At 36.7% G+C, this 1,091-nt stretch carries 1 protein-coding gene; it reads left to right on the forward strand.

Annotated elements, in window-relative coordinates; all coding sequences use genetic code 11:
- Nucleotides 1-333: 333 nt before the first annotated feature.
- Nucleotides 334-1,091: flagellin N-terminal helical domain-containing protein (locus J5J05_RS00005; RefSeq protein ID WP_208558605.1), on the forward strand; the 758-nt coding region annotated here is incomplete at its 3' end.

The raw sequence follows: 1,091 nt of genomic DNA on the forward strand, positions 1-1,091 counted from the left end.
AAAAATGAAACCTAAAAAAAGAAGACCTATCGAATGAAACCGATAGATCTTCTTAAGGGTAACTAATGTTACCAACACCAGTTGACACAGAGCCCTTTTTTTTAGGAAAGGTCTCTACACAAAGCTAAGACTTGAACAAGATAAGTGATATCTATGAAAACTATTTCTGAGGTCCATATATTTTAAGCGTAACCATAAAACAGTTTAGAAATCTACCAGGGCGAAAAGATAAATTTTCTAAATATTCTTCTAGCAAATCCTTAAACAAATGAGGTTCATGACGATAGTATAATTAGACAACAACCAACTTACTTAAAAACGGAGGAAAACAACATGCGTATAAATACAAATACAGCAGCAATGAATACTTACTCTCGTTTGTCACAAGCAAATACTGCGAAGAGTGGTTCATTAGCTAAACTATCATCAGGACTAAGAATCAACAAAGCTGGCGACGATGCGGCAGGTCTTTCAATCTCTGAGAAAATGAAAAACCAAATCTCAGGTTTGAACCAAGCTACTCGTAATGCTCAAGATGGGATCTCATTGATCCAAACGGCAGAAGGTGCATTGAACGAAACGCATTCAATCCTAAACCGTATGCGTGATCTTTCTGTTCAAGCGGGTAACGAAACAAATAGTACTGACGATTTAGCTGCTATCCAAGCTGAAATTAAAGAATTATCTTCTGAAGTTGATAGAATTTCTACAACAACACAGTTTAATGGTAAAACATTATTAAATGGTGTCCCCGCTGATGGAGAAGACTTAGGGGCAGAAGGATCAATTAAGTCATTTGGTTTACAAATTGGCGCAAATACAGCTACTGCTGATACATTAAATGTTGAAATCAAAGCAATGAACTCAAATGCTTTAGGCGTAAACGTAACAGGTGCTGGAGCAATTGATGTTACTGCACCAGCAGCAGATGCAACGAGTAAAAGTGGTGCTCAATTAGCTATTGATTCAATTGATGATGCAATCAAATCTGTTTCAGAACAACGTTCAAACTTAGGTGCGAACCAAAACCGTTTAGATCACACGATCAATAACTTAACAACAACTAAAGAAAACTTGTCTGAAGCGAATTC

The sequence above is a fragment of the Marinilactibacillus kalidii genome, assembly GCF_017599325.1.
Lineage (GTDB): Bacteria > Bacillota > Bacilli > Lactobacillales > Carnobacteriaceae_A > Marinilactibacillus > Marinilactibacillus kalidii.